This is a genomic window from Pseudonocardia sp. C8 (assembly GCF_014267175.1).
GTDB lineage: Bacteria > Actinomycetota > Actinomycetes > Mycobacteriales > Pseudonocardiaceae > Pseudonocardia.
The window spans coordinates 3,833,275-3,851,518 of sequence record NZ_JACMTR010000002.1 but is presented as its reverse complement, the minus strand read 5'-3'; the positions used below and the strand labels follow the sequence as shown (position 1 = coordinate 3,851,518).

Here is an 18,244-nt window from a genome sequence, read left to right as displayed (position 1 = left end):
CTACTGCTGCTGTTGCTGGGCGAGGGCCGCCGAGACCGCCGTCGTGACCGCCTCCTCGGCGCGCGGCCCGTCCACGCCGAGCCCGGACAGGACACCGTCGCCGTCCTCCTGCTCCAGCAGGGCCAGCAGGATGTGCTCGGTGCCGATGTAGTTGTGCCCCAGCCGCAGCGCCTGCCGGAAGGTCAGCTCCAGGGCCTTCTTGGCGGCCGCGTCGAACGGGATCAGGTCGGGCACGGGGCCGGCCGGTGCGGGCAGCGCGGCGGTGGCGGCCTCGCGGACCGCCTCCGGGGCGATGCCCTGCCGGGACAGCAGCACGACGGCGAGCGCCTGCGGGTCGGCGAGCAGGCCGAGCACGAGGTGCGCCGGGGTGATCGTGTCGTTGCCGGCGGCCGCGGCCTCGTTCTGCGCGGCGATCACGACGTTGCGGGCCCGGGGCGTGAACTTCTCGAACCCCTGCTGCGGGTCGACCGGCTCGCTCGCCTTCGGGACGAACCGCTTCTGCGCGGCCTGCTTGGACACGCCCATGCTGCGGCCGATCTCGGTCCAGGACGCCCCCGACCGCCGGGCCCGGTCGACGAAGTGACCGATGAGGTGGTCGGCGACCTCGCCGAGGTGGTCCCCGGCCAGGACGGCGTCGGAGAGCTGGTCCAGCGGGTCGTCGTGGACCGTGGTGATGGCGGTGATGAGGTCGTCGAGGCGGACGGTGTTCGCGACGGGGGTCATGCGGTCAACCCTAGGTTGACGACGGCGGATCGTCAACCACGGGTTGACCGGTCACTCGTGCTCGGGCAGCAGCGGGGTCTCGATGCCCGGGTCCCGGCCGAGCTGGGTGGCCCGGGCGACCGCGTCCGCGCCGAACCGGCGGCGCACCGCGTCCAGGGCGGTGTCCAGCGCCGGCCCGGCGTGCGCGTCGAGCGGGAGCTCGAGCTGCTGGGCGTCGTCGCGGTCCAGGTTGGTCAGCGACAACCCGAGCAGGGTGATCCCGCGGTCGTGGATCTCCGGGGTGGCGGCGGCGAGCAGCCGCCGGGCCGCGGCGAGGATCGTCGGGGTGTGCGCGGTCGGGACCGGCAGCGTGTGCGAGCGGGTCACCCGGGTGAAGTCGGCGAACCGCAGCCGCAGCACCACGGTGCGGCAGGTCCGGCCGGCGCCGGGCGTGCCCGGGGCGCGCTCGCCCTTCGGTGCCCGCAACCGCCGGGCCAGCCGGTCGACGGTGCCGGCGAGGATCGCGTCCAGCTCCTCGTCGGTGCGCGGGCGCCGGCCCAGGGCCCGCTGCGAGCCGATCGAGCGCCGGGTGCGGTGGGTGTCGACCGGCCGCGGGTCGCGCAGGTGCGCCAGCGCGTGCAGGTGCCGCCCGGCGGCCGGCCCCAGGAACGACACCAGCGGCGCCTCGCCGAGCCCGGCGACGTCGGCGACCGTCCGGACGCCGAGCGCGTGCAGCTTCGCGGCCGTGACCGCGCCGACGCCCCACAGCCGTTCCACCGGGAGCGGGTGCAGGAACTCGCGTTCCCGGCCCGGCTCGACGACGAGCAGCCCGTCCGGCTTCGCGACCCCGCTGGCGACCTTGGCGAGGAACTTCGTGCGCGCCACGCCGACCGTGATCGGCAGCCCGGCCTCGGCCGCCACCCGGGCCCGGAGCCGGGCGGCGATCTCCCGCGGGGTCCCCGCGATCCGGGCCAGCCCGCCGACCTCGAGGAACGCCTCGTCGATCGAGAGCCCCTCCACCTCGGGCGTGATGTCCCGGAAGATCGCGAACACGGCCCTGCTCGCCGCCGAGTACGCGCCCATCCGCGGCGGGACGACGACCGCCGCCGGGCAGAGCGCGCGGGCCTGCCGGCCGTTCATCGCCGTCCGGACACCGCAGGCCTTCGCCTGGTAGCTGGCGGCCAGCACGACGCCGCCACCGACGATCACCGGCCGGTCGCGCAGCCGCGGGTCGTCCCGCTGCTCGACCGACGCGTAGAACGCATCCAGGTCGGCATGCAGGATGGTGGCCAGGCCGCGCACGAACACATGTTCGCATGCGGCCGGCGGCGGGGCGAGGCCGTTCAGCTCCCGCCGGTGCGGCTCTGCCAGCGCACCAGCGCCGTGCGCGCCGCCTTCGCCACCGCCTTGTCGGGGTGGAACCCGCCGAGCTCGGCGAGCACCTCGCCGAGCCGCGGGTGGTCGAGCCGCCACAGGTCGTCGAACACCGGCACGGTCTCCGGCGGGAACTCGCGGGCGAACAGCGTCGGCCACTCGTCGGACTCGATGGTGTCGACGGTGACGGCGAGGACGTCGACCGAGGCGTGCATCAGCAGGTCCGGTTCGACCGCGGTCGGGTCCAGCAGGCCGCGGGCCACCAGCCGGCGGGCGACCTGCCCGCGGTGCGGCCCGTCGAGGTGCGCGCGGAGCAGGTCGTCGACGACGTCGGCGCCGAACCGTTCCGCGGCGACGCTCGTCGCGGTCAGGACGATGACGAGCGGCTGCTCGGGGGCCAGTGCCCGGGCGACGAACGCGGCGACCGCGGCGTCCGGGTCGGGCTGGGCCGCGTGCCAGGCGTCGATGTCGCGGCGCCACTCGTCGGGCGGGACGTCGCCGGCCAGGCCGACGATCTCGGTGACGCTCGCGACGGCCGGGTCGGGACGGCTGGGGAACCCGAGTCCCTCGGCGGCGAGCACCAGCAGCCCGCAGGCGACCCCGCCGGCGGTGAGCGTGACCCGCCCACCGGTCCGGACGGGCTCGCCGTCCCGGTCCCGCTCGGTCGTCGTGTCCGTCCAGTCCACGATCCCGAGCCGGTCCAGGCGCTCGAGGAGCCGCCGGGTCTGCATCGTGGCGAGGCGGGACCCGTCCCAGCCGAGGACCAGGTCGAGCAGCACGACGAGGTCGTCGTAGGCCATCCCGTCGTCGGGGTGGCGGAGCAGGGCCAGGAACGCGGGCGTGGCGTCGTCGGCGGGCTCGGCCGGTGGGACGCCGCCGTCGGCGTGCAGGTCGTCGAGGTCGTCGAGGTTGTCGAGGTCCTCGAGGTCCTCGAGGTCACTGTGGTCACCGTGGTTGCCGTCGGTGTCGAGCAGGGTCTCGAGCAGGTCGTCGTCGAGACCGTCGTCGCTCGCGCGCCGCCCGTGCACGGACACGGTGAGCGCGCCGGCGTCCCGCGCGCCCAGCACCAGGTCCTCGTGCGCCGTGGTGTCGTCGAGCGCGGCGAACCGCTCGCCGGCCACCAGCCGGCCGCCGTCCCGGCGGACCGCGCCCGCGTGCACGGCCGCCTCCAGCACCCAGGTCAGGTTGTCCAGCCGGTCGGCCCGGCCGAGGCGCGCGTACCGGGGGGAAGCCAGGTCGTCGGTGCCCAGCTGCTCGGCGAGGTGCCGGGCGTCGGCGAGCCGCAGGTTCCCGGTCCGGGTGAGCGCGCGGCCCTTCTCCCCGCACCACTCGGCCAGCGCGCGGGCGTCCTGCACGATCCGCGCCCGGGCCGCGGACGAGGCCCGCTGCGCCGCAGCCGGGATCCGCACCGGGTCGGGAGGGGTCTCGAACTCCGCGAGCACCGGGTGCAGCGGCCGGGCCTCGAGCTCGTCGTAGTCGTCGGCGTAGGCGGTGCACAGCCGCTGGATCTGGGCCGGCCGTGCGCTCTGCGGGGTGAGCAGCGCGCGCTCGTGGAGGTACTCCAGGAACAGGCACACGGTCAGCGGGACCAGGCGCAGCTGCAGCCCGTGCTCGGTCATCATCCGCGGGCACCAGCCGTCGAGGAAGGTCTCGATCTGCTCCAGCGGCCAGTCGGCCAGGTCACCGTCGATGGCGAGCCACTTGAACTGCAGCAGCAGGTCGGCCGAGCTCGGCTCCGCCACGAGGTCGTGCTCCTCGACCCACAGGGCGAAGCCGCCGACCAGCTCGTCCGCGCACGCGCGGAACGCGTCGTCCTCGTCCACCCCGAACCGCATCCGCATGGCCCCGAGTGTGCACCGTCGGCGCCGGGTGCGGGGATCGGCGTGTCCGGAGCCGGGTTCCGCCGGAGCGGGCAGGATGGGCGGTGACATGACGACCCTGTTCGCGCTGCTGATCGCCGTCGCCGCGATGGTCGGCAACACCGTCGCTGCGCTGTGGGAGGCCAAGGGCAGCAGGCTGGCGAAGTACGGGCGGCCCGTGTGGCTGCAGCCGTGGTTCCTGACGGGGCTGGTCGCCGACGTCGGGGCCTGGGTGCTCACGGTGCTCGCGCTGCGGTACCTGCCGGTGTTCGCGGTGCAGTCGATCCTCGCCGGCGCGATCGCGCTGACCACGCTGGCCGACTACGGGTGGAACCCGTTGAACCTGGGCCGGCGCGACCGCTGGGCGGTGTTCGCCGTGCTCACCGGCCTGGTACTGGTCGCGGCCAGCGCGGTGCCGGAGCGTCCGGCGGCCCTGCCCCCGATCGCGACGCCGATCCTGCTCGTCTCGTTCGGGCTGGTGCTGGTCGCGGCCCCGTTCTTGTGGCGCGCCCGGCGCCCGATGCTGCTGGCGCTCCTGGCCGGGCTCGGTTTCGGCGGCACCGCGCTGGCGGTGCGCGCCATCCACCCCGGACCGATGCGCTGGGAGGCGGTGGGCGAGCTGCTGCGCGACCCGCTCGTGTACGGCGTCGGCGTGCTCGGCGTGCTCGGCGTGCTGGCGTTCGCGAAGGCACTGCAGGACGGGGCGGTGGGCCCGGCGACGGCCGTCCTGTCGGTGACCGAGGTGGTCGTCCCGGGCGTGGTCGGCATCGCGCTGCTCGGCGACCGGATCCGGCCGGGGTGGGAGGGCGGCGCGCTGCTCGGCGTCGTCGCCGCACTGGGCGGGGTGATCGCGCTGACCCGGGCGGACCCGGACTCGGTCCACCGCAGGGTGCACTGAGGCCCGGCGGTCGAGGGCCGAAGCATCGGCACTGAGTTACCTGCCCCGGACGGGTTGCAACGTCGCGGCAACCCGTGTCCTGGGTCACGGTCGTGCGGTTCACTTCGTGACGTTGCCCCGACGACCGCGGCAGGCCGGCGAGCGCCCGCCCGTGGTCGTGGTGAACCCGCTCGCAGGAGGTTGCCCGTGACCATCGCTCAGGAGAAGTCAGTGGCCCGCACGACCGCTGAGGGCTGGCTCGAGGCGTTCGCCGACGCGTTGTCCGCCCGCGACATCGACCGTGCCGTGTCCCTCTTCGCGGACGAGAGCTACTGGCGTGACCTGGTGTCCTTCACCTGGAACCTCAAGACGGTCGAGCACCACGACGGCGTCCGCGACCTGCTCACGCACACCCTCGAGTCGACGGACCCGTCGAACTGGACACTCACCAAGGAGCCGAGCGAGGCCGACGGTGTCACCGACGCCTGGTTCGCCTTCGAGACGGCGGTGGGCCGCGGCTCCGGGCACGTCCGGATCGTCTCCGACTCCGGCACCCCCAAGGCGTGGACGCTGCTCACCACGCTCGACGAGCTCAAGGGCCACGAGGAACCGCTGCGGGAGAACCGCCCGTTCGGCACCGAGCACGGTGCCAACCCGAACCGGGTGGTGTGGAAGGAGCAGCGGGAGGCGGAGCTGCACGAGCTGGGCCGAACCCGCGACCCCGAGGTCGTCATCATCGGCGGCGGTCAGGGCGGCATCGCGCTCGGTGCCCGGCTGCGCCAGCTGGGCGTGCCCACGATCATCGTCGAGCGCAACGAGCGGCCGGGGGACTCCTGGCGCAAGCGCTACAAGAGCCTCGCCCTGCACGACCCGGTCTGGTACGACCACCTGCCCTACCTGAAGTTCCCGGACAACTGGCCGGTCTTCGCGCCGAAGGACAAGATCGGCGACTGGCTGGAGTTCTACACGCGGATCATGGAGCTGAACTACTGGGGCTCCACGACCGCGAGGTCCGCGAGGTTCGACGAGGCGGCGGGCCGCTGGGAGGTCGTCGTCGACCGCGCGGGCGAAGGGGAGATCACGCTGCGGCCGCGCCAGCTCGTGATCGCGCTCGGCGTCTCCGGCAAGCCGAACATGCCCGACCTGCCGGGCCGGGACCAGTACCAGGGCGAGGTGCAGCACTCGTCCGAGCACCCCGGGCCGGACGCCTACGCGGGCAAGAAGGTCGTCGTCGTCGGGTCGAACAACTCGGCCTTCGACATCTGCGGCGCGCTCTGGGAGGTGGGCGCGGACGTCACGATGGTGCAGCGGTCCTCGACCCACATCATCAAGTCGGACACGCTCATGGAGCACGCCCTCGGCGACCTGTACTCGGAGCGCGCGGTCGCGAACGGCATCGACACGCACACCGCGGACATGGTGTTCGCGTCGCTGCCGTACCGGATCATGGGCCAGTTCCTGAAGCCGGCCTACGACAAGGCCCGCGAGGTCGACGCGGACTTCTACAAGCGGCTGGAGGACGCCGGCTTCGAGCTGGACTTCGGCGACGACGACACCGGCCTGTTCATGAAGTACCTGCGCCGCGGCTCGGGCTACTACATCGACGTCGGCGCCGCGGATCTGGTCGCCAACCGGGACGTCGCGCTCGTCCGGGGGCAGGTGCAGGAGTTCACCGAGAAGGGCGTGCGGCTCGCCGACGGCTCCGAGCTCGAGGCCGACCTGGTCGTGTTCGCCACCGGGTACCGCTCGATGAACGGCCTGGCCGCCGACATCGTCGGGCAGGAGGTCGCGGACAAGGTCGGCAAGGTGTGGGGGCTCGGCTCGGACACCACCAAGGACCCCGGTCCGTGGGAGGGCGAGCAGCGCAACATGTGGAAGCCCACCCAGCAGCCGAACCTGTGGTTCCACGGCGGGAACCTGCACCAGAGCCGGTTCTACTCGCTGTACCTCGCGCTGCAGCTCAAGGCCCGCGAAGCGGGCATCCCGACACCGGTGTACGCGCTGCAGGAGCGCCACCACCTCGCCTGACGCCGCTCCCTCGCCCGGCGGGCCCCCGTGGGAACTCGTTCCCCCGGGGGCCCGTCCGGTGTGCGGGCCGGGTCACGTACCTGCGGCGGCCACGGTCGCGCGCCAGATCGCCATTGCCGACCACAGCACGAACACCTGCACCGGCAGCTCCAGCGCGTCCGGGAGCCGGGCCGCGTACGACGGCCGCAGCCGGCCGGTCCGCCACACCTGCCCGGCCTCGCCGGCCGGGTCCCCGGTGGTGAGCAGCGAGAACCGGCGCCCGGCACCGGATCCTGCGAGCCGGTAGGTGAGGTCGCCGGCCTCGACGGTCCAGTGCGGTGCCGGCAGGCGGTACCGGTGCTCGACCGTGCGCCGGATGTGCGCCCGGACCTCGCCCTCCAGCGTGAAGACGGCGATCCCCTCCGCGCGCAGCGCGTACGGCTGCCCGTCGATCACGAGGTCGCGGTGCTCCTGCCAGGTCCGGGCGATCCATCCGGCGACCGGGCGGCCGTCCCGGGTCACCTCGTGGCGCACCCGGAACGGGCCGGCCCACGACGTCGTGGCACGCAACACGGAGGTCGTCGCCGGCACGGACGGAGCCTGCCAGTCCCGGGCCCGCGGCGCATGCGGACCGGCCCCGTGCCCTCGCGGGAATGCCCGGCCCCCCGCGGTCGTTGGCAACGCTCAGGAGCCGTCCGTCCCCGAGGAGCGCCGTGCCCGCCCGCTTGCGCCTGTCCCCGCCGGTCGCGTTCGCCGCGGTGGCGGCCACGTTCGTCTGGTTCCTCGCGGCGTCGTCGGCGCCGTCGCCGCTCTACGTCGTCTACCAGGAGCGCTTCGCGTTCACCGAGTTCACGCTCACGGCGGTGTTCGCGGTGTACGTCCTCGCGCTGATCGCGGCGCTGCTCGTCGTCGGTGCGCTGTCCGACCACGTCGGACGCCGGCCGGTGCTCCTTGCGGCCATCGCCCTGGAGATCGCCTCGCTGGTGCTGTTCCTGGTCGCCGACGGTGTCGGCTGGCTGCTCGCCGCCCGGATCGTCCAGGGTGTCGCGACCGGCGCGGCCACCGCCACGCTGCCCGCGACCCTGGTCGACCTCGCCCCGCGACCGGCGCGCGCCGGATTGGTGAACGGCACCGCGCCGCTCACCGGGCTCGGCCTGGGCGCCCTCGGCTGCGGCGCGCTCGTCGAGTTCGCGCCCGCGCCGACCCGGCTGGTGTGGGTGCTCCTGCTCGGCGGACTGCTCGTCGCCGCGCTCCGGGTCGCGCTGATCCCCGACACGATCGAGCGCCGGCCGGGGGCGCTGGCGTCGCTGCGCCCGCGGGTCGGCGTGCCGCCGCGCCTGCGGCCCGGGTTCGCCGGGATCGTGCCGATCCTGCTGGCGAGCTGGTCGCTGGGCGGGCTGTACATGTCGCTGGGCCCGTCGGTCGTGATCGAACTGTTCGGCGTCCGGAACCACATGGTCGGCGGCCTGGTCGTCGCTGCGCTGTGCCTGACCGGCGCGCTGACCGCGTTCCTGCTCCGCGGCCGGGTGCCGGCCCGCGTGCTCACCCCGGCCGCGGCGCTGCTCGCGCTGGGCACCCTGGTCACGCTCGCCGGCGCGGTGAGCGGGCTGCTGGTGGTGGCGACGGCCGGCACGTTCGTCGCCGGCGTCGGCTTCGGGTCGGCGTCGTTCGCGACGTTCGGGACGCTGTCCGCGCTGGCCGGGCCGCACGAGCGCGGCGAGCTGTTCGCGGCGACCTACACGCTCGCCTACCTGGCGTTCAGCGTGCCCGCGATGATCGCGGGCGTGGCGGCGACTGCCGGCGGGCTGCGGCCGACCGCGCTGGTCTACGGCGGGGTGGTCGTCATGCTGGCCGCCGTCGCGACGGTTCTGGGACGGCGGGTCGCGGCGACCGCCGCTCCCGAGCGTGTGCCGGCGTGAGGGCCGGCTGACACGCGCCGGCGGCCGGTGCACGGGATCCCGCGGCGAGCCGTTCCCCACGATCGGTCGGTGGTGATGCGGGCCCGATGCGACCGTATGCCCGATTCGCCCGGTCTCGCCGTCGTCGGCCGCGCATGATCAACCACTCACCGTGTGTTCCGCGGCGAGCGGCCACCACGGGTTGATGACGACGGTCTCGGCGTGATTACGGTGTGCGCCGCCTCGCGGGTCCTCCCCGATCCTCCGGCTCGCGCGGCGACCGAAACGCTCCCCATCAGCACGGAGAACGCGAACATGGCAGGACGACACCGCAAGCCCACCGAGACCGGCCGCACGGTCGCCCGCATCGGCGCGCTCACCGCGATGGCGGCCGCGCCGCTGGGCATCGTCGGCACCGCCTCGGCCGCCTCGGCGCCGTCGGTGAACAGCACCGCGACCTGGGACAAGCTGGCGCACTGCGAGAGCACCGGTCAGTGGGACGCCGACACCGGCAACGGGTTCAAGGGCGGGCTGCAGTTCACGCCGTCCACCTGGGAGGAGTTCGGCGGCACGCAGTTCGCGCCGAGCGCGGACCAGGCCTCGAAGTCCGAGCAGATCGCGATCGCGAAGAAGGTCCAGAAGGCGCAGGGCTGGAAGGCCTGGCCGGCCTGCACCAAGAAGCTCGGCTGGCGCTGACCGCGACCCGGCGTGCGTCCGGGCGCCGGCCCGAGCACACTCCTGGACCATGAGTGCCGATCTGGACGCCGTCCGGCGCATCGTGGCCGAGAACCAGGGGCTGTGCACCGTCGCCGTCGTCCGGCGCGACGGGAGCCCGCACACCTCGCTGGTCAACGCGGGCGTCCTCGACCACCCGGTGAGCGGCGCACCGGTCGCCGCCTACGTCACCTACGGTCCCGTGAAGCTGCGGGCGTTGCGTGCGCGACCCGCGACGTCGCTGCACTGGCGGTCCGGCTGGACCTGGGTCGCGGTCGAGGGCACGTCGGAGATCATCGGGCCGGACGACCCGCGGGACGGGGTCGACGTCCCGCAGCTGCTGCGCGACGTCTTCACCGCCTGCGGGGGCACGCACGACGACTGGGACACCTACGACCGCGTCATGGCCGAGGAGCGGCGGGCCGCGGTGCTCGTGGAGCCGGTGCGGGTGGTGGGGAACTACTGACCCTCCAGGTGCAGCTGCGCGAGGTCTCGCCGTGGCTGGTGCCGGCGCGCCCGTCTCGCACGTTCAGATCGGCCCGCTGCCCTGCCGTGAGTGCCGAACACGGATCGATGGCGGCGACGTCGAGCTCATACGGTCGTGCGGGAAACGGCGTCGTTCCGTCCCCGGACCCGCAACCAGCCGCCCCGGCGAGGACCAGGACGGTGCACGCCGCGACACCGGGTCACGACCGCACGGTTGGAGGGTCAGGGAAGGAGTGGCGGCGTTCAGCGCGTCCTGGATCTCGTTCGCGTGCTGCTGAAGGCGGGCGGCGACCTGAAGGACGTTGTCCGCGTCGACCTGCGCGACGAGGTCGGCGATCGAACGCTGCTGCTCCGGGCTCATCGGCACGGACCGAGGTGAGGTCACGGCCCGGCCGGTGCGGGGCCGTTCCGCGGAACGCGCCAGGTCGGCGAAGCGGTCAACCGTCGAGGACCTCGCGCAGCACCTCGGCCTGGCTGTACTCGGGGTCCCGCGTCGCGGTGAGCAGCGTGAGATTCCCGTGGTGGGCACACTCCCGTAGCCGCTCCAGGGCCGACGAGCCGTCGAGCTCGGCCCGGTACCGCCGGCGGAACTCGCCGAACCGGTCCGGGTCGTGGCCGTACCACTTCCGCAGCTCGGTGCTGGGCGCGACATCCTTGATCCACTCGTCGTACCGGGCGTCCTCCTTGCGCAACCCGCGGGGCCACACCCGGTCGACGAGCACCCGGGTGCCGTCGTCCTTCTCCGGCGGGTCGTAGATCCGCCGCACCTGGACCGTCATGGGCGCGGGGTACCGCCGGGGTCGGGTCAGGAAACGTCGCGGGGCATGACGACGGTGAGCACCACGGCCGCGTCCTCGACGGCATCGAGCCGGTGCACGGCCGGCGGGATGATCAGAAGGTCACCGCGCCGCCCGTCCCAGCTGTCGTCACCGGCGGTGAGCCGGACCCGGCCGTGCAGGACCTGCAGGGTCGCCTCCCCGGGGCTCTCGTGGTCGGCCAGGCTCGCACCGGCCCGCAGCGCGATCAGCGTCTGGCGCAGACGGTGTTCGTGGCCGCCGAACACCGTGCGCGCCGCACGACCGTTCCCGCTGTCCGCCGCGGCCGCGAGCTGGGTGCGGACCATCGCCTCGAGCGAGATCTTCTGCATCGGCCCTCCTGCCCAGGTCGCGGGCGGGTTCGTCGCGCGACCACCGGAACCCGGCACGGTACGCGCGGCCCACCCGGTCACGCGAGGCAGCGGCCGGGCCGAACCCTGTCCGATCGCACCGTCGGCCGTCGGGCGGTGCACGGCGGCATGGTCGTCCCGCTGACGTTCGCGATGGCGAACGGAGTCGTGTGAATTGGTACCGGACCCGACCGGAACTGCCCGGTTCGGACACGCGCCGCGTGGGACGGCCGCCTCTCGCCGGGGTCGACGGCGACCTCACCGGGCGCGCCCGACCCGTGTTCGCGCCCGAGGTGCGCGGTGCTGCCCGATCGGGCCAGGATCGTGCTGATCGACCTGGTCCTGGGCTCGGGAGGCGCGTAGTCGCCCGTCCTGGGACGGATTCGTGTTGATCGACGTGCGCCCGGTCCTCGGGAGGCGCGTTGTCGCCCTTCCCTGGGCAGATCCGTGCTGATCGATACTGGGTCGGCGCCCGAGGTGCACGATGTCGCCCGTGTCGGGGCGACACCGTGCGGATCGATGGGAAGCGGCTGCTCGACGTGCGCGTTCTTACCGCAGTAGAGGCGGGATCGTGCTGCGCCACCGGCGCCACCTCGGCGCGCAGCAGCGACCGAGTCGATGCGCGGACGGCCGGACCGCGGCGCTCGGTGCCCGACCGGGAAGTCGCCGGAACCGCGGGGGCGTGGGGGTCGTCCAAGCCGCATGAGTCTCACCGACACCGGCCCGGCCGGCCCCGCGACCTTCCCCGACGACCCCGACGCCACCTTGTACGGACGCCTGCTCCGCCGCGCCCACGTGACGGGGCGATGCCCGGTCTGGGTGCACCCGGACGACCTCGAGCACACCCTCGACCGTCCGGAGGACCCCGACGATCTGGCCGACGCCATCGACGTGACCGGCGGCGAGGCCGTGCTGGACCGGTGGTGGCCCGGACCGTGTCGCGCCGAGTGCCCGTGTGGTGATCCGCTGCCGGACGCGATCCCGCGGGCCTGGCTCGGGCGGCCCGCACCGGACCTGTCACTGCGCCCCGAGACGTTCGACGCGGCCGTCGAGCTCGCGGCCGGCTACCAGGGCTCGCTGGCGGTGGTCGACGCCTACCGGCCCTCCGACGTCCCGGCGGTGCTCGGCTGGGCCGGGATCTGCAACTACCCGCACCAGGACCTGGTGGCCCTGTCCGCGGTGCTGCGCTACTGGGAGGCGCGTTGGGGTGCGGTCGTCGTCAGCCTGACCCGCTCGCGGATGACGCTGTCGGTCGCCCGCCCACCGATGCACGACGACGAGTGCGAGCAGGTCGCCGCCGAGCACTTCGCGTTCTGCCCCGACCAGCCGGACCCCCAGAACGGCGACTACTACTCGTTACGGCGCTACGCCGGGATGGTCCGCGGTGCCCGCTCGTGGGGTTTCTGGTGGGACTGATGACGACCTACGCCCACGACCCGGCCGCGTCCACGATCGTCGCCTCCTGGCCGACGGGCGACGGTGCCGTCGCCCACCGGGTCGCCCGGGTGCCCCGCAACTGGGACGGCGAGCTCGCCCGCCGCACCGCCGGGGTCCTGACCCGGCTGTCCACGCACCTCTGGTGCGCCTACGCCGAGCTGGAGGTGGACGAGATCCGGCCCTTCCGGATCGTGGAGGCCGTCCGGTACCCGAAGCTACCGATCGGGGAGCAGCCGCCGACGATCATGGGGGAGGACGACCGTGTCGAGGCCGCACGCCTGCTGGGCAGCATCGTGTCGCGGGCGCCGGGGCGGGCGTTCCGCGACGCGGTCGTCCAGGACGTCCGTGCCGAGATCGACGCCGTACTGGCCGCCGACGGTGGGGACCTCGCCGGCCGCGCCCGGCAGGCGCTCGCCCACGTCCGCCCGGTCGTCCCGGACGATCAGCTCGCTGCTGCGCACGCTCTGCTGCACGACGAACCGCTCGCGCCCTGGGCGCTCCTGACCGCGGTCGAACCCACCGTGGCGGCGGTCGCCGTGCTGCGCTGGCTGCGGGCCGCCGCCACGCTCACCGCCGCGGTCGTCGGGCACACGACCTCCGACGTCGTCGCGCTCGCCGAGGCGATCGGGCACGAAGACCTGACGGTCACCCGGCAGGTGCTCGAGATGACCTCGACGGCGGACGACGACGAGGTGGTGCGGCTCGTGCTCCAGGAGGCCGTGCTGGCCGGGCGCGGCCAGTTCGTCGTGTGCCCCGACCGGGCCGAACCGATCGACTCCGGTGACGGTGACGATCACTCCCACCAGGTGGTGACCACCGTCCTCGACCCGGCGGAACCCGGCCGTTGCCTGGTCGACGGCCTGATCCGCGGCCTCCAGGGGTGTTTCCGGGTCTACGCCGACGAGGTCGGCACGCGGGACCACCCGGACGCCGACGCGCAGTGGCCGGAAGCCGGGCGGGCGGCGGAACTGCGCCGCCGGTTCTCCGACGAGCTCCGGAAGGTGCTGCGCAGTGCCCGGTGACCGCTCACGGGGCGAGAGCAGCCGACGGACTCGCCCTTCGGACCGCGCCTTTCGTCCTTTTTGCCGTTGACCGTCCCGCCTCGTACCGCTCTGCTGGGTGCGGGGGACACGACGGGGGGATGACCATGCGAGTCGAGGACCGGCACCCGCACGTACAGGGGCCGTTGGGGCTGACCGGGCGGGCGCCGGCCCCCGACCTGGCACGCGGCTTCATGCTCCTGCTGATCGCGCTCGCGAACACGCCGTTCTACCTCTACGGGCGTGCGCACGCCGTCGTCGGGTTCCACCCGGTCGACGGGTCGCTCGCCGACAAGATCGTGCAGGCGGTGCTGATCACGGGTGTGGACCTGCGCGTCTACCCGATGTTCGCGTTCCTCTTCGGGTACGGCCTCGCCGTGATCTACCGGCGGCAGGGGGAGGCCGGGGTCCCGGAGCGGGAGGCGTTCCGGCTGCTGCAGCGGCGCAACCTCTGGTTGCTGGTGTTCGGCGTCGTGCACGCGGCGCTGCTCTGGGGCGGTGACGTGCTGGGCGCCTACGGGCTGTGCGGCCTGCTGCTGGTCTGGTTGTTCGTCCGGCGCGCCGACCGGACGCTGCTGGTGTGGGCCGGCATCGGGACGGCGGTGCTGCTGGTGCTCGCGGTGTTCTCGGTGATCGGTGCGGCGGCCGTGCTCGCCTCCGATGGTGCGGTCCAGGCCGGCGGTGCCCTCCCCGAGTTCATGACGGGCAGCGCGTCCGCGGAGAACCCGCTCGTCGCGGCCGGGTACCGGCTGCTGCTGTGGGTGTTCCTCGTCGTCGCGCAGGGGCTGCTCGGCATGACCGTGCCGATCGCGATCCTGCTCGGGTTCTGGGCGGCACGGCGGCGGATCCTGGAACGACCGGGCGAGCACCTCAGGCTGCTGCGGATCACCGCGGTCGGCGGGATCGCGGTCGGCTGGGCGGGCGGCCTGCCGCACGCGCTGGCACACATCGGGGTGCTCGACGGGTTCGAGCGGGTGATGTGGGTGTTCGGCGGAACGCAGATGCTCACCGGCCTGGCCTGCGGTATCGGCTACGTCGCGCTGTTCGGGTTGGTCGGCGACCGGGTCGCACGGCGGCCGCTCGGGCCGGTCGGCGCGGCGGTGGCCGCGGTCGGGAAGCGGTCGCTGACCAGCTACCTGGGGCAGTCGGTGCTGTGCGCGCCGCTGCTCGCGGCGTGGGGGTTCGGGCTGGGAGCGGTGTTCGGCAGCGTGACCATGGCGCTGTTCGCGGTCGGGGTGTGGCTGGTGACGGTGGCGTACGCCGTCTGGCTGGAACGGCGGGGGAGGCCCGGGCCGGCGGAGACCCTGCTTCGGCGGCTGGCGTACCGCTCGTGAGTGGAAAGCGGGGCTCTAGCCCTGCTTTCCACTCACGAGCGCAGCGCGCAGGTCGCTGGGGGAGACGCCGTAGGCGCGGCGGAACGCCCGGCTGAAGCCGGCCGCATCGGTGAAGCCGTGGCTGCGCGCGACCTGGCCGACCGGCACGTCCGCGAGGCGGGGATCGGCGAGGTGGCGCCGGGCCGCCGTGAGCCGTTCCCGACGGATCCGGCCGGCCACAGATTCCCCGGTCGCGGCGAACAGGCGATGGAGCTGCCGGACCGAGACGAAATGGGCGGCGGCGACCGTCTGCGGTCCCAGCTCGGGGTCGGCGAGGTGCTCGCTGATGTAGCGCTCGACGCGTCCGCGCAGGTCGGCCCGGGCCCGTGTGCCGCCGCCGGTGGCAACGGCCTCCGGTCCGGCCAGCTCGCCGGTGAGCGTCACGACCAGACCACCGGCCTCGTCGGCGAGCCGGGTGGCACCTGCCGGGCTGAGCGCCGGGACGTCGAGGAGCCCACGCAGGACACCGGCCACGATCCGCCCGAGCCCGGCCCGGCCGTCGAACCGGTGTGCGGTCACGGCAGCGGACTCGCCCGAGGTGAGGTCGATCGACTCCCGTGGCCAGGTGAACACCTGCAGGGCCCAGTCCGCGGAGAGGCTCCAGGTGAACGGCCGCGACGTCTCGTACACGACCAGGTGCCCCGGGTGCAGGACCGCGCGGCGACCGTCCTGCTCCAGCACCGCCGCCCCGCGGGTCAGCATGCCCACCTGGAGGAAGCGGCCGTCGTCCCGTCCCGCGAGCTGCCGGGTCCGCCGGCAGACCTGCGGTACGGAGACCACTTCCGAGACCTGCAGGTGTCCGAGCGTCGCGCTGTGCACGGAACCGCTGAACGCGCCGCCTCGCCTGCGGTCCGGAGCCACGTCGAGCGCGACGAAGTCGTGCCGCAGCGCCTCCCGCCACTCGTCACAGCGCCGGGTGGTGGACGCGACGGGCGCCGAGCCGGGAGCGAGGACCACGGGCCCCTCCGCTGCTGACGTGGACACGGTGGTCCGAGTTCACCGCCCGGTGTGCTCCGGGTCAACCCCCGGTTCCTCGGTCGGCGCCCGGACCGACTGCAGGCTGGCACGCACTGCCAACGGTGTGGCGCGCGGGGCGAACCCGTGCCCGCACCGGTGGGGGCAGCCTGGGCGGAACACCCGGACCACCACCCGGAGGCGTCCCGTGACCACCACGCCCGAGCTGCCCGTGATCGACCTGAACGGATCCGGCACCCGGAGGGCCATCTGCCCGCACGACTGCCCGGACGGGTGCGCGATGACCGTGACCGTCGAGGACGGGCGTGCCACCGCGGTCCGCGGCGACCCCGATCATCCGTTCACCCGGGGCGGCCTGTGCGTCAAGGTCAACAACTACGTCGACCGGGTCTACAGCCCGGACCGGATCACGACCCCGCTGAGACGCACCGGGCCGAAGGGCTCCGGCCGGTTCGAGCAGATCACCTGGGACGAGGCCCTCGACACGATCGCGAGCACCTGGAAGCGGGTGATCGCCGAGCACGGCGCCGAGGCCGTCATGCCGGTCAGCTACCTCGGCACCCAGGGGACACTGAACGGTCTCAACGTCGGCGACCCCTTCTTCAACCGGATGGGCGCCACCGTCAGCGAGCGCACCTACTGCGACTCCGGGGCGTCGACCGCGTACGTGATGAGCGTTGGCCCGACCGCAGGCGTCGACCCGGAGAGCCTCGTGCACTCCCGCTACATCGTCATCTGGGCCTGCAACATGATCTCGACGAACCTGCACCTGTGGCCGTTCGTCGCCGAGGCGCAGCGGCGCGGGGCGAAGGTCGTCGTCATCGACCCGGTCAGGCACCGCACTGCCGCCCGCGCCGACTGGCACGTCCCGATCCGCCCGGGTACCGACGGCGCGCTGGCCATGGCGCTGATCCACGTGATCATCGGCGAGGGGCTGACCGACGACGCCTACGTCGCCGACCACACCCTCGGCATCGACGAGCTCACCGAGCGGGTCGCAGGCTGCACCCCGGAGTGGGCCGAGGCGGAGACCGGGATCCCGGCCGACGACATCCGCACCCTGGCCCGCGAGTACGCCGCAGGGCAGCCGTCGATGATCAGGATCGGGGTCGCGATCGAGCGGCATCCGGGCGGCGGCTCGACCGTGCGCGCGATCTCCTGCCTGCCGGGCCTGGTCGGAGCCTGGCGCAGGCCCGGCGGCGGGCTGCTGGCGCTGCCGCTGTGGGCGTTCCCGGTGAACTGGGACGCGCTGTCCCGGCCGGAGCTGCGGCCCGAGGGCACCCGGATCATCAACCAGTTCCATCTCGGCAGGGCACTGAACGGCGAGGTCGACGGCCCGCCGATCCACGCGCTGATGGTCTACAACTCCAACCCGGTCGTCGTCTGCCCGGACCAGGAGAAGGTGCTCGCCGGGCTCGCCCGCGAGGACCTGTTCACCGTCGTCTCCGAACAGTTCCTGACCGACACCGCGCAGTACGCCGACATCGTGCTACCGGCGGCGACCCAGCTCGAGCAGACCGACGTCATGTTCTCGTGGGGGCACTTCTACATCGGGCTGAACCGGCCGTCGATCCCGCCGGTCGGCGAGGCGGTCAGCAACACCGAGCTGTTCCGCAGGTTGGCCGCCGCGATGGGCTACGACGACGACTGCTTCCGGATGACCGACGAGGAGCTGATCGCCGCCGCCTACGACTGGTCGGCCCCGGCGCTGCAGGGCATCACCCCGCAGACCCTGGCCGAGACCGGCTGGGCACGCCTGAACCTGCCGAGCCCCGACGACTACGCCCCGCACGCCGAGGGCGGCTTCCCGACGCCCTCGGGCCGGCACGAGTTCCTCTCCGGTGCCGCCGCGGGCGGCGACTTCGTGCTGCCCCTGTTCCGGCAGGGGTCGAACGAGGCCCAGCCCGGTGGCGTCGTCGATCCGCTGCCGCGGTACGTGCCTCCGGCCGGAACCGACGGTGCGCACCCGCTGTGCCTGATCTCCCCGAAGTCGCACGCCTACATCAACTCCAGCTACGCCAACCTCGCCGCGCAGCAACGGGTGCAGGGCGAGCCGTCGGCATGGCTGCACCCCACCGACGCGGCGGACCGGGGCGTCGTCGACGGCGACCTCGTCCGGGTGTTCAACGACCGCGGCGAGATCCTGGTGCGGGCCGTGGTCACCGAGGAGGTCACCCGTGGCGTGGTCATGGCGAGTATGGGCGCGTGGCGTGCGCAGGCGAAGGGCCAGGCGACCGTGAACGCGATCAACCCGACCGGGTTCGCCGACCTGGGCCACGCGCCGACGTTCTCCGACACGAAGGTGCAGGTCGAACGCTCGTGAGTGGAGAGTAGGGC

At 73.7% G+C, this 18,244-nt stretch carries 17 protein-coding genes; 9 read left to right on the top strand and 8 right to left on the bottom strand.

The window, feature by feature from the left end; genetic code table 11:
- From H7X46_RS18330 to H7X46_RS18320, 3 genes are read right to left on the bottom strand one after another with little or no spacing between them, the layout of a single operon-like run.
- Nucleotides 1–723, bottom strand: a complete 723-nt coding sequence (locus H7X46_RS18330) for a Clp protease N-terminal domain-containing protein (RefSeq protein ID WP_186360568.1) — start codon at nucleotides 721–723, stop codon at nucleotides 1–3.
- A 51-nt stretch (nucleotides 724–774) separates the two neighbouring features.
- Nucleotides 775–2,010: a DNA polymerase IV gene (gene dinB, locus H7X46_RS18325; RefSeq protein ID WP_370588839.1), complete on the bottom strand. Its 1,236-nt coding sequence runs from the start codon at nucleotides 2,008–2,010 to the stop codon at nucleotides 775–777.
- A 35-nt stretch (nucleotides 2,011–2,045) separates the two neighbouring features.
- The gene (locus H7X46_RS18320; protein WP_186360566.1) at nucleotides 2,046–3,917 is read right to left on the bottom strand and encodes a hypothetical protein; all 1,872 of its coding nucleotides are present in this window, start codon (nucleotides 3,915–3,917) and stop codon (nucleotides 2,046–2,048) included.
- 88 nt (nucleotides 3,918–4,005) lie between these two features.
- Between H7X46_RS18320 and H7X46_RS18315 the strand changes: the two genes are divergently transcribed.
- Nucleotides 4,006–4,833 carry a hypothetical protein gene (locus H7X46_RS18315; RefSeq protein ID WP_186360565.1) on the top strand — a complete coding sequence of 276 codons (828 nt, stop codon included), beginning with the start codon at nucleotides 4,006–4,008 and terminating at the stop codon, nucleotides 4,831–4,833.
- 186 nt (nucleotides 4,834–5,019) lie between these two features.
- Nucleotides 5,020–6,840, top strand: a complete 1,821-nt coding sequence (locus tag H7X46_RS18310; protein ID WP_186360564.1) for an NAD(P)/FAD-dependent oxidoreductase — start codon at nucleotides 5,020–5,022, stop codon at nucleotides 6,838–6,840.
- A 72-nt stretch (nucleotides 6,841–6,912) separates the two neighbouring features.
- Here the strand turns inward: H7X46_RS18310 and H7X46_RS18305 are convergent, their stop codons facing one another.
- Nucleotides 6,913–7,410: a hypothetical protein gene (locus tag H7X46_RS18305; RefSeq protein ID WP_186360563.1), complete on the bottom strand. Its 498-nt coding sequence runs from the start codon at nucleotides 7,408–7,410 to the stop codon at nucleotides 6,913–6,915.
- 122 nt (nucleotides 7,411–7,532) lie between these two features.
- On the opposite strand from H7X46_RS18305, the gene H7X46_RS18300 reads away from it, so the two are divergent.
- The 3 genes from H7X46_RS18300 to H7X46_RS18290 all read left to right on the top strand — a co-directional run bounded on the left by H7X46_RS18300 (nucleotide 7,533) and on the right by H7X46_RS18290 (nucleotide 9,897).
- The gene (locus tag H7X46_RS18300; protein WP_370588838.1) at nucleotides 7,533–8,738 is read left to right on the top strand and encodes an MFS transporter; all 1,206 of its coding nucleotides are present in this window, start codon (nucleotides 7,533–7,535) and stop codon (nucleotides 8,736–8,738) included.
- Nucleotides 8,739–9,032: 294 nt separating this feature from the next.
- Nucleotides 9,033–9,413 (top strand): transglycosylase family protein, encoded by a 381-nt coding sequence (locus H7X46_RS30400; protein ID WP_186360561.1) that lies wholly within the window; start codon nucleotides 9,033–9,035, stop codon nucleotides 9,411–9,413.
- Between the two features lie 49 nt (nucleotides 9,414–9,462).
- Nucleotides 9,463–9,897 (top strand): TIGR03618 family F420-dependent PPOX class oxidoreductase, encoded by a 435-nt coding sequence (locus H7X46_RS18290; protein ID WP_186360560.1) that lies wholly within the window; start codon nucleotides 9,463–9,465, stop codon nucleotides 9,895–9,897.
- A 63-nt stretch (nucleotides 9,898–9,960) separates the two neighbouring features.
- Here the strand turns inward: H7X46_RS18290 and H7X46_RS18285 are convergent, their stop codons facing one another.
- From H7X46_RS18285 to H7X46_RS18275, 3 genes are all read right to left on the bottom strand, one after another.
- Complete coding sequence (locus tag H7X46_RS18285; protein WP_186360559.1) at nucleotides 9,961–10,278, bottom strand: PE domain-containing protein; 318 nt, start codon at nucleotides 10,276–10,278, stop codon at nucleotides 9,961–9,963.
- Between the two features lie 76 nt (nucleotides 10,279–10,354).
- A complete protein-coding gene (locus H7X46_RS18280; RefSeq protein ID WP_186360558.1) occupies nucleotides 10,355–10,696 on the bottom strand; it encodes a DUF488 domain-containing protein in 342 nt (113 codons plus the stop codon).
- 26 nt (nucleotides 10,697–10,722) lie between these two features.
- The gene (locus tag H7X46_RS18275) at nucleotides 10,723–11,064 is read right to left on the bottom strand and encodes a cupin domain-containing protein (RefSeq protein ID WP_186360557.1); all 342 of its coding nucleotides are present in this window, start codon (nucleotides 11,062–11,064) and stop codon (nucleotides 10,723–10,725) included.
- 720 nt (nucleotides 11,065–11,784) lie between these two features.
- Between H7X46_RS18275 and H7X46_RS18270 the strand changes: the two genes are divergently transcribed.
- The 3 genes from H7X46_RS18270 (at nucleotide 11,785) to H7X46_RS18260 (ending at nucleotide 14,893) form a co-directional block, all read left to right on the top strand.
- A complete protein-coding gene (locus H7X46_RS18270; RefSeq protein ID WP_186360556.1) occupies nucleotides 11,785–12,498 on the top strand; it encodes a DUF4253 domain-containing protein in 714 nt (237 codons plus the stop codon).
- On the top strand, nucleotides 12,498–13,541 hold the full coding sequence (locus tag H7X46_RS18265; protein WP_186360555.1) for a hypothetical protein: 1,044 nt from the start codon (nucleotides 12,498–12,500) through the stop codon (nucleotides 13,539–13,541). Before H7X46_RS18270 ends, H7X46_RS18265 begins: the two co-directional genes overlap by 1 nt.
- A 119-nt stretch (nucleotides 13,542–13,660) precedes the next feature.
- Nucleotides 13,661–14,893 (top strand): DUF418 domain-containing protein, encoded by a 1,233-nt coding sequence (locus tag H7X46_RS18260; RefSeq protein ID WP_255426165.1) that lies wholly within the window; start codon nucleotides 13,661–13,663, stop codon nucleotides 14,891–14,893.
- Between the two features lie 15 nt (nucleotides 14,894–14,908).
- Here the strand turns inward: H7X46_RS18260 and H7X46_RS18255 are convergent, their stop codons facing one another.
- Nucleotides 14,909–15,889, bottom strand: coding sequence for a helix-turn-helix domain-containing protein (locus H7X46_RS18255; RefSeq protein ID WP_186360554.1), 981 nt, complete (start codon nucleotides 15,887–15,889; stop codon nucleotides 14,909–14,911).
- Between the two features lie 205 nt (nucleotides 15,890–16,094).
- On the opposite strand from H7X46_RS18255, the gene H7X46_RS18250 reads away from it, so the two are divergent.
- Nucleotides 16,095–18,230 (top strand): molybdopterin-dependent oxidoreductase, encoded by a 2,136-nt coding sequence (locus H7X46_RS18250; protein ID WP_186360553.1) that lies wholly within the window; start codon nucleotides 16,095–16,097, stop codon nucleotides 18,228–18,230.
- Nucleotides 18,231–18,244 lie beyond the last annotated feature (14 nt).

What these genes read in the sequence shown, in the direction of transcription:
- H7X46_RS30400 (WP_186360561.1), top strand. Translation starts at nt 9,033, where the DNA reads ATGGCAGGACGACACCGCAAGCCCACCGAGACCGGCCGCACGGTCGCC.
- H7X46_RS18270 (WP_186360556.1), top strand. Translation starts at nt 11,785, where the DNA reads ATGAGTCTCACCGACACCGGCCCGGCCGGCCCCGCGACCTTCCCCGAC.
- H7X46_RS18315 (WP_186360565.1), top strand. Translation starts at nt 4,006, where the DNA reads ATGACGACCCTGTTCGCGCTGCTGATCGCCGTCGCCGCGATGGTCGGC.
- H7X46_RS18320 (WP_186360566.1), bottom strand. Translation starts at nt 3,917, where the DNA reads ATGCGGATGCGGTTCGGGGTGGACGAGGACGACGCGTTCCGCGCGTGC.
- H7X46_RS18285 (WP_186360559.1), bottom strand. Translation starts at nt 10,278, where the DNA reads ATGAGCCCGGAGCAGCAGCGTTCGATCGCCGACCTCGTCGCGCAGGTC.
- H7X46_RS18330 (WP_186360568.1), bottom strand. Translation starts at nt 723, where the DNA reads ATGACCCCCGTCGCGAACACCGTCCGCCTCGACGACCTCATCACCGCC.
- H7X46_RS18280 (WP_186360558.1), bottom strand. Translation starts at nt 10,696, where the DNA reads ATGACGGTCCAGGTGCGGCGGATCTACGACCCGCCGGAGAAGGACGAC.
- H7X46_RS18265 (WP_186360555.1), top strand. Translation starts at nt 12,498, where the DNA reads ATGACGACCTACGCCCACGACCCGGCCGCGTCCACGATCGTCGCCTCC.
- H7X46_RS18275 (WP_186360557.1), bottom strand. Translation starts at nt 11,064, where the DNA reads ATGCAGAAGATCTCGCTCGAGGCGATGGTCCGCACCCAGCTCGCGGCC.
- H7X46_RS18260 (WP_255426165.1), top strand. Translation starts at nt 13,661, where the DNA reads ATGACCATGCGAGTCGAGGACCGGCACCCGCACGTACAGGGGCCGTTG.
- H7X46_RS18290 (WP_186360560.1), top strand. Translation starts at nt 9,463, where the DNA reads ATGAGTGCCGATCTGGACGCCGTCCGGCGCATCGTGGCCGAGAACCAG.